At 44.8% G+C, this 8,419-nt stretch carries 5 protein-coding genes; 1 reads left to right on the top strand and 4 read right to left on the bottom strand.

From position 1 onward, the window contains the following. Positions 1-32: 32 nt before the first annotated feature. Genes PSI14_RS00590 through PSI14_RS00575 form a run of 4 tightly spaced genes read right to left on the bottom strand, consistent with a single transcriptional unit; the run spans position 33 to position 6,867 of the window. Entirely contained in the window at positions 33-1,790 is a 1,758-nt protein-coding gene (locus PSI14_RS00590; protein WP_273573906.1) for an ABC transporter ATP-binding protein, read from the bottom strand. Beyond that, positions 1,777-3,621 carry an ABC transporter ATP-binding protein gene (locus tag PSI14_RS00585; protein ID WP_273573905.1) on the bottom strand — a complete coding sequence of 615 codons (1,845 nt, stop codon included), beginning with the start codon at positions 3,619-3,621 and terminating at the stop codon, positions 1,777-1,779. Before PSI14_RS00585 ends, PSI14_RS00590 begins: the two co-directional genes overlap by 14 nt. Continuing rightward, positions 3,608-4,864 (bottom strand): MFS transporter, encoded by a 1,257-nt coding sequence (locus tag PSI14_RS00580; protein WP_273573904.1) that lies wholly within the window; start codon positions 4,862-4,864, stop codon positions 3,608-3,610. The genes PSI14_RS00585 and PSI14_RS00580 overlap by 14 nt, the downstream gene beginning before the upstream one ends. Next, on the bottom strand, positions 4,861-6,867 hold the full coding sequence (locus PSI14_RS00575) for a TonB-dependent receptor (RefSeq protein WP_273573903.1): 2,007 nt from the start codon (positions 6,865-6,867) through the stop codon (positions 4,861-4,863). The genes PSI14_RS00580 and PSI14_RS00575 overlap by 4 nt, the downstream gene beginning before the upstream one ends. A 295-nt stretch (positions 6,868-7,162) precedes the next feature. Between PSI14_RS00575 and PSI14_RS00570 the strand changes: the two genes are divergently transcribed. Then, positions 7,163-8,143: a helix-turn-helix domain-containing protein gene (locus tag PSI14_RS00570; RefSeq protein ID WP_273573902.1), complete on the top strand. Its 981-nt coding sequence runs from the start codon at positions 7,163-7,165 to the stop codon at positions 8,141-8,143. The last annotated feature ends 276 nt before the right edge of the window (positions 8,144-8,419 follow it).

Here is an 8,419-nt window from a genome sequence, read left to right as displayed (position 1 = left end):
GTAAATAAGTCAAAGAATGGGTGGGTTACACCTTATTCGGATGGATGTTGCGGGTGTAAGTGCCAATGCTCTTCTGAACCAAGGTGATTTTTCCAGAGAGATTGATAAAGCGGACAGCGATTAAGTAATTCGTCATGGGTGCCGCTATCACAAAGGGTTCCATGATCCATTACCAATATTTGATCAGCGCGGGTTATCGTGCTTAACCGATGAGCGATAACAAAGACGGTTTTATTCTGAGTAAGAGAATCAAACGCTTCTTGTATCAGCCGTTCATTTTCAGGGTCCAGTGAAGCTGTTGCTTCATCCAGAAATAAAACGGGAGACTGTTTTAAAATAGCGCGGGCGATGGCAAGGCGCTGGCGTTCACCGCCGGACAACGTACCGCCATCCACACCTAAAAGGGTATCGTATCCTTGCGGCAAGGCCATAATCGTATCGTGAATATTGGCAAGACGAGCAGCTTGTTCCAACTCCAACTGTGTCGCATTCGGATTGCCCAAACGGAGATTATTAGCAACAGTATCCTGAAATAGCGCTGTTTCCTGAAACACCATTGTGACGGTGTCATATAGGGCTTGAGTCTGGTAATGATGGATGGGAGCACCACCCAGACGGATTTCACCTTTATCCAGTTGATAGAAAGAGAGCAATAAATAGGCCAGCGTAGATTTGCCACTGCCGCTTGGCCCCACAATGGCGGTCATGCTGCCTTGTGGCGCATAAAATGAAACGTTTTCGATCGCTGGCTGGTTGGTTCCCGGATAGCCAAATGAAATATTCTTAACTTCAACATCGTATTTGGCTGGCGCACCTAATGGGCCGGAAACTTGCGTTTCAACCGCTTCTATCTCTGCAATGTGCGTTTCGCCTACTTGTGTCAATGCGGTGACATTGAGCAGGGGAATGATCCCACGTAAAGGTGTAATCGTGGCAAACAGCAGCAGAATTGTAATGAGCATTTCGGAAAGTGTGAGAGCTTCCGGAGAATGGAAGCGTAGTGCCCCGGCCAAAATGCCAACAACTACGCTGGTATCAATGACGATGTAGAACAAACTCAATAGCGGTATGCTTTTGAATACTCCGCGGCGGAATGCAGCACGTAATTGTTTAATTTCCTGCTCAAAACGCTGTTCTACCGTCGTGGTCGCTGCCGCTGCGCGGATAAAGGCCATGCCCTGTGCATACTCTACGATCGATTCAGATACGTCTGCCATCATGACTGCCCGTCGACGCAATATTTCATTGAGTTTTTGACGGATAGCGCCCAGAATGATTAATCCAACCATCAATACCAATAGTGCACTGCCAGCAACCACCCAATCGAACCAGAATAAGGCCAGATAAATGAGCGCCAGCATCGTAATCTGACAGGTGATTTGAGGAGTGGTATAGGCGGATTGATTTTCCTGCCATTGCACATCTTCGGATAACGTCAATGCTATTTTTCCGGCACTTAATCCCCGGATTGTCGCGACGGACATGCTCACGAGCCGTTGCAGTAAAGAACGGCGGATTTCTATGCCCAATCCATAAGCGGCAATGGTGAGTTGACGTAATGCGCGGGACATAAAAGCGAACCGCAGCAACAGTAAAAGAATCAATAACGTCAGAGTAATAAGCGGCAGTATAGCGTTGCCACTTTCCTTCAGGTGCGCGATAGCCCAGGCTGCGATAGCAAGTTGAGCAATAATCGCAATGGTATCAAGTTGCTTAAACAACAAACCGCAGAACCAGACCCGTTGCAGTTTTGGGGACAGATGTTGCTGGAGGCGATTAAATAACCCCATGATAATTTACTCCTGTGCTGGTATTTTCTCCCCGCCAAGCTGCCCACTGCTTGGCATATGCGCCTTGCTGTGCGACCAGTTCATCATGGTTACCCTGCTCAATGATTTGTCCTTTATCCAAGACCACGATTTGATCAAGATGACGGATAGTTGGCAGGCGGTGGGCAATAACAATCACTGTCTTATTGCGGCCTGTCTTCGTGTGGCATAGCGCATTGAGTGCTTGTTGCATCTCTTTTTCACATTCTGGATCGGCATAAGCTGTGGCTTCGTCCAGAACAAGAATTGGCGCGTTTTTCAGGATAGCGGCGGCAACAGCGATACGCTGTTTTTCTCCCACAGACAAGCTGACCCCATTGTTAAGCACAGTGTTATAGCCTTGTGGTAACTGCTGGATAAATTGGTGTGCTTGTGCTGCGGTAGCCGCAGCTTCAACGTCGGCTTGGGAAGCATCAGGGCGGGCCAGTCGGATGTTATTGGCTATCGTATCGTTGAACAGAAATATCCGCTGGAAAACAAAAGAGATGTTATTGCGCAAGGTGGTTTCATCCATATTGCGGATATCAATCCCCCCAACAGTAATTTTGCCTTGTTGCGGGTCCCAAAGACGAGCAATCAAACTGGCTACCGTAGATTTACCAGAACCACTGGCGCCGACCAGAGCCAGTGAACTTCCGGCAGGTACGGAAAACGAAATGTTGCTTAATGCGTTATCCTGCCCATCCTGATAGGAGAAGCTGACATTATGTAAGGTCACATTATGATCAATAGGCATGTGACCGACAGAGGCTTGATTGGTAAATGTTTGACTCTGAGTGCATGGTGTTAATTCAGGTTGATTCATTAACCAGTGATAACGTGTGATTAATGCTTCTTGCTGTTGCAAACGTGTCATCACTGCGAACATGGACGAGGCAATATTGCCGAATGCCATAGCAGCCAGAATAAAGAAGGTAAATTCAAATATAGAGATTTCTTGTTGGCTAAATAGCCAGACTGCCAAAGGGAGTACAAACAACAGGTTAGCGCTGGATAACACAAAAAATCGGCTGGATTTGACCTGCACTTTCTCAACCCAAACATCAATAATACGTGTCAGGGCGGTAAATGCTTCTTCCGCTCGCTGTAGCGCAATATTGCCACCTGAATAGGTTTTTACCACAGGGATTGCATTGATGACTTCACCCATGGTTGAAGCGATACGATTTTGGGCTGCGTAAAAGCGCTGAGTTGTGGTTTGAACTTTCATCTGAATATAGATGAATAATAGACAAGCGCCCAAAGTCGGGGCGAATGCCGCCAATGCCAACCGCCAATCGATGGCCAACATAACACTTAGTGCGATCAATGGGCCGAACAAGGTTGCGGACATCTCTGGGATAATATGGGCAATACCATCTTCAAGCTGTTCGACGTCATCCAGCATTATTTTCTTGATTTCGCTGCTGTCGGTCTGCATGAAGAAACCAAGGGGAACAGACTTCAACTTGCTACTGATGTTACGACGGATATCTGCCTGAACATCGGCTGCGATCAAATGAGAAACAAATGTCGAGCCACTGAAAGTCAGCATTGCAGCAAAGGTAGCGCTTAATAACATGATGCCGTAACTCAGTAACGTATCATATTGTCCGTCATAGAGAGATTGGGTAATCAACCCGGCAATTGCTGCTGGCAGTATTTGCAGTCCCGCAGAAACAATGGCAAGCGCAATGGCAACATAACTGAGAGTGCGGTATGGACGCATCATATTCCACAATGCTTTAATGACTCCGGCATCCGCAGCGCGTTGCTCTGGCGAGTTCTGCACAGAAGAATCATGGCTGAGCATAGGTGTTTTCCTTTTGGAAATCGCGGCGTTTGCGTAATGTCCAGTACAGGCCGGCGAGGGTGAAGAGTGATGCAAGAGCAAAAAGGGAAGCGTAGCTTGCTTTGGTCACAATCAGTCCACCCAGTATTGAACAGATGATCGCAATGCTCATATCTGCGGATTGCATCAACGCAAAATCCACCCCAGATTGTGTACCTGCTGCCAGAGACATCATTTGGGTATATAAGGCAACAAATTTGGCAGCGGTGATTAATGTGATGAGGATGTATGCAGCTGAAAGCAGGGATATGGAAGATTCTGGTTGTTGGGCAAGCCAGAAAATCCCCACTAATACCATGCATTCAAGCAGCATAAGGCCCAATAATGTTTGAATGGCTCCTAATTTACGTACAATGATGCCGCCAAACAGGACTCCGAATAATCCGGCTAATGCGCCACCACTGGCTGCAATGATGCCAAGTTGGGTTAAATCCACTCCGCGATCGACTAAAAATGGAGAGAGCATACCGAGTGACAGGCGTGTACCAACCATGCATAACAGTATTAAAACCAATGCCTGTTTAACCGGAGTCCGGCGTAATGCACTCTTCAGGGAGGGCGTTGTCACAGCCTTTGAAACATCCGGTTGTTGCTTTCCTTGAGTTTTTCGGATGAACAAAATAGGCAGTGACATCAAGAGAATCACAATGGTTAATGCACCAGCACCAATGTGCCAGCCATACAGTGAAGTCAGATATAAAAACAGGCCGCTGCCGATAATGGCTCCCAGATAACCGCCCCCGACCTGCATGACATTGCTCCAGGGGCGATGTTGTGGTGATAATCGGTCGATAGCATGACCATCTGTGGTGGTATCTACTACGGTCAGGCAAAGTGTTATCAGAAACAGAGCCGCAATAATCAGCGGCATATGTTCGGCGGGGTTTGCCAATGACATTGCACAGAAAAGCAGTGTAATCAGCAGATTGCCACAGAGCATGAGGCGGCGGGGGTGAGTATCCCCCGAACCTGATTTGCGATAGCGCTCTACAATCGGCGCCCAAAGGAATTTGCATGCCCAGGGTAACATCAACAGATAAAGTAACCCTATCTTATCCGGTGTAACACCGTGGCTGCGCAAAAATGCGGGCATGCTTTGTAACGTTAACATGCCAATGGTACTTTGGATGGTGTAAACACCAGCCAAAGTCAGAAGCAGTAACGAAATGTGACGGGAATTTGAAATATTGTGCGTTTGCGTCATAGTGCAACGCTCACATCCAGCCCAACATTCAAGCCCTTACTTATCATACTGAGCGTACTGGGGCCTTGCTGAAAACTAGAGACTCGATATTTTTTGTTGCCCAGATTTTCGCCATAAAGTTTGATGTTGACACCATGGGTCATTTCTAAACTTAATGAAGCGTCATAAAGAGTATATGCCCCTTGCTCAAGGGTATTCGCTTCATCAAAGTAGCTTTTTGAATAGTGGCGGGCACCGGCATTTATATAGAGATTGCCTGGTAATAATGTTTGATCAATAAGATAGTCGACACTGGCATTGAGCATGACATCTGGTGCATATGGCAGACGTTTGCCGTTGTAACTGGTCCCCGTTGCTGTATTGGTTGCATGAGTGAAGTTTGATTTACCTATATTGCCGCCCAGTGAAACTCTGAGTCCTTGCATTGGTTTAATCTGGCTGCTCAGTTCTATGCCTTTACTTTCCGCTTTTCCGGCGTTGCGAAAGGACTGCATGCCAATAGGCCCAACATAGATCTGCTTGTCTTTTGAACGGATATAATAAACCGCGCTGTTTAACGTCATGGCATTGTTAAAGAACGATGTATGCCAACCGAATTCATAATTATCTGAGGTTTCGGTATCGTAAGGTTTTCTATCCTCGGCAGAGGAAACAATATTGTTGAATCCGCCGGGTTTATAACCTTTAGTAGAGGAAACATAGAAACGGGTATCAGGCGTGAATTGCCAGCCCAAAGCTGCTTTAGGTGTAAACTCGTTGTTGGAAACTTGATTATCAAACGCGTCGACCGCCATCATGCCAGAACGGCCTGTATAGGCTATCTGCGATTTTTCATGTGACAAACGTCCGCCAAGGGTCAGATCCCATTGAGAAGCAATCGGTAATTTAACTTCACCAAACAGCGCCAGTGATTTTGTTTTAATGGTGTTAAGGGAATCACTATAGTAACCAGGATAAGCACCAACCAGATGTTTACTATTTTCATCTGAGAACCAACCGCCGAGAATACTGGTTATTCCATTTGAGTAGTTGGAATTTAAACGCAGTTCTTGGGTTGTGGCGTGATGTTTCTCTTTCCATTTACCCCCGACGAAATTACGGAAGATGTCGCGATCCTGATAAGAAGTGACACTGGTCAATGCACTGTCACCAAAATCATATTCGGCTTTCAGTGCATAACTGTTGACCCGCCGTTTTAAATCAGGGATAAGGCCATCGTACTCTTTCCGATGGAATTGTTCGTCGGTTAAATAAAGTTCTTCGTGTGAATTAAGATCTTCATGAGCAAAGCTAAGTTCAGCGCTAAAAGGGGAATCATCTGGCGCAAATGTCAGTTGTCCTTTACCTAGCCAGGTTTTGCTGGAGTCAATATTTTTAGCGCCCCGATTTGGTGCATCAATTTGCCCCGGTTCTTTTACCCAACGTAGGCTGGTACTGCCATAAAGAATGCCTTCGATCAAAGAAGTTGAACCGCTGAAAGAGCCGCCTTGTTTCAATCTGGAATAATTACCGGAAAGGTTAAGCCAAGGGCCTTCTTTTGGAGAGCGAGTGATAATATTGATAACACCCGCTTGGGCGTTTCCACCATATAAAGTGCCTTGAGGGCCACGTAATAATTCGACACGTTCTATATTGATTAATTCTTGTGTTAGAAATTGGTGATCCTGAGGAACGCCATCAACATAAATTCGAATGGAAGGTGAATAGTAATCGGGTGAGCTGATACCCCGAATTGTGGTTGCCGAATAGGTACGGTTGCCGCGAGAGCGGATTTGTAAGCCGGGGAAAGCCCGTTCAAGATCCTGCACTTGAGTGATACCCGCTTGCTCAAGTTCTTCGCCAGTTTTAACCAAAATGCTGCCGTCAACTTTATTTAATGCTTCTTCTCGTTTATTAGCCGTCACGATCAAAACATCTTCTTTAGCTTCAGGCGCATTTTCCGCCCAGGCTACAGGTGAGATCAGGCAGCATAAGACAGACGCCTTAACATATTTTTTTTTCATATGGTTACTCTTTATACCGTTCCAAATCATGTTTTACAAAAACCAAGTGTGGTAAAACAAAAAAACATTTCGGGGAGACTAACGAGAGTAGAAAAGTAGAGCTAACGGGATAGGGACAAAAGTAGCGCAATACGTACTATTGATAATGATTATCATTAATGATAAATTGCGTGATATTTACATTATGTAATATATATAAAATAAAAGCATAATGCCCTAAACACACACAACATGCTGTTTTATTACGTAAATAGCTTTTGAAATGGAATCTGATGCTAATTTTACAGGGGATCTCATGAAGACGATCTATAGCGAGAAATTGGGAGTTTTCACTGCTGGCCATTGCACTTATATACATTCACAAGTGGAGGAAAATAATATAAACCCCTCGTTGTTAACGGAGGAATTATCTGATGGAATTCACATAAACCGGATTCGTCTTGAGCTGAATAAGGATTTTACGGAATATTGTGAAGGGCCGCCGACGGTATCAATTGCTTTTGTTTTAAGTGGAAAAGGAAAAATGGCGATTGAGAACGGCGATGATTTAGATATTAATCCGGGAACAATGATCTTTTTCTATTCGCCTAAGATGACGCGTGGCATGAATTTTTTTGGTTGTGGTACATGGCATATCCTTGATATTCGTTTTTCTCTGAGCGAAATTGAAGCTCAGGAGTTACCATCTTTTACCAAATTAACGACTGGTTTTGAAAAAAATGCCAGTTATAGTGATGTCTTGATGATGGCTCGTCCTATCTATCCACCATTTATGCAGATAGTTAATCAAATAGAAGAATGTCAATTAAATGGTAGTGTCAGAAAGGTTTATTTAAAGGCAAAAGCGTTAGAAATACTCGCCTGCGTGACTGCTCAAATTTATGACTGCCAATATAATGCTATTAACGGCTTGCAGCGGCGCGCTGTTTATAATGCAATAAAAATAATTAACAGTGATTATTATTACCCTTGGACAATAAAATCGCTCTCAAGAGCCGTAGGTTTGAATGAGCGGAAATTAAAAGAGGGATTCCGTGCGGTTGTTTTTCGTACTTTCCATCAATATCTGGAAAATGTACGTATGACTACAGCGGAAGATTTATTGAAAAAAGGGATGAGTGTTATTGAGGTTGCTGCCGCAGTGGGTTATTCCAGTCCGAGCCACTTTTCTAAACGTTTCCGGCAACATTATTTGATCAACCCTAAAGCATGGCAGGCGAAATATGCCGTGAGTCATATATTTAGGGCAGAACATATTACAGCAGAAAATCAGTAGAAGTTTTGAATGTGAAATCTATTTGTTAATTGGCATTAATACAATGCGTCATAAATTTGGCGGTTACATTGTGTTTTTTATGATTAAATTGATGCCTCCTGCATAGCAGGGGGATTTTTATTCTAAACATCTATACCCTTCGGCTTTCAAGTTGCCTCTTTATTGGCTGCGCTCACTTACCCCGGTCACATAGTGATCTATGCTCCCGGGGATTCGCTCCGTTGCCGCCGCGACGCAGCTTGAAATCCATTGGGTATATCTCTAAATATTTATCTT

The organism is Xenorhabdus anantnagensis (assembly GCF_028598555.1).
GTDB classification, from domain to species: Bacteria; Pseudomonadota; Gammaproteobacteria; order Enterobacterales; family Enterobacteriaceae; genus Xenorhabdus; species Xenorhabdus anantnagensis.
This window is presented reverse-complemented; position numbering and strand designations above follow the sequence as displayed.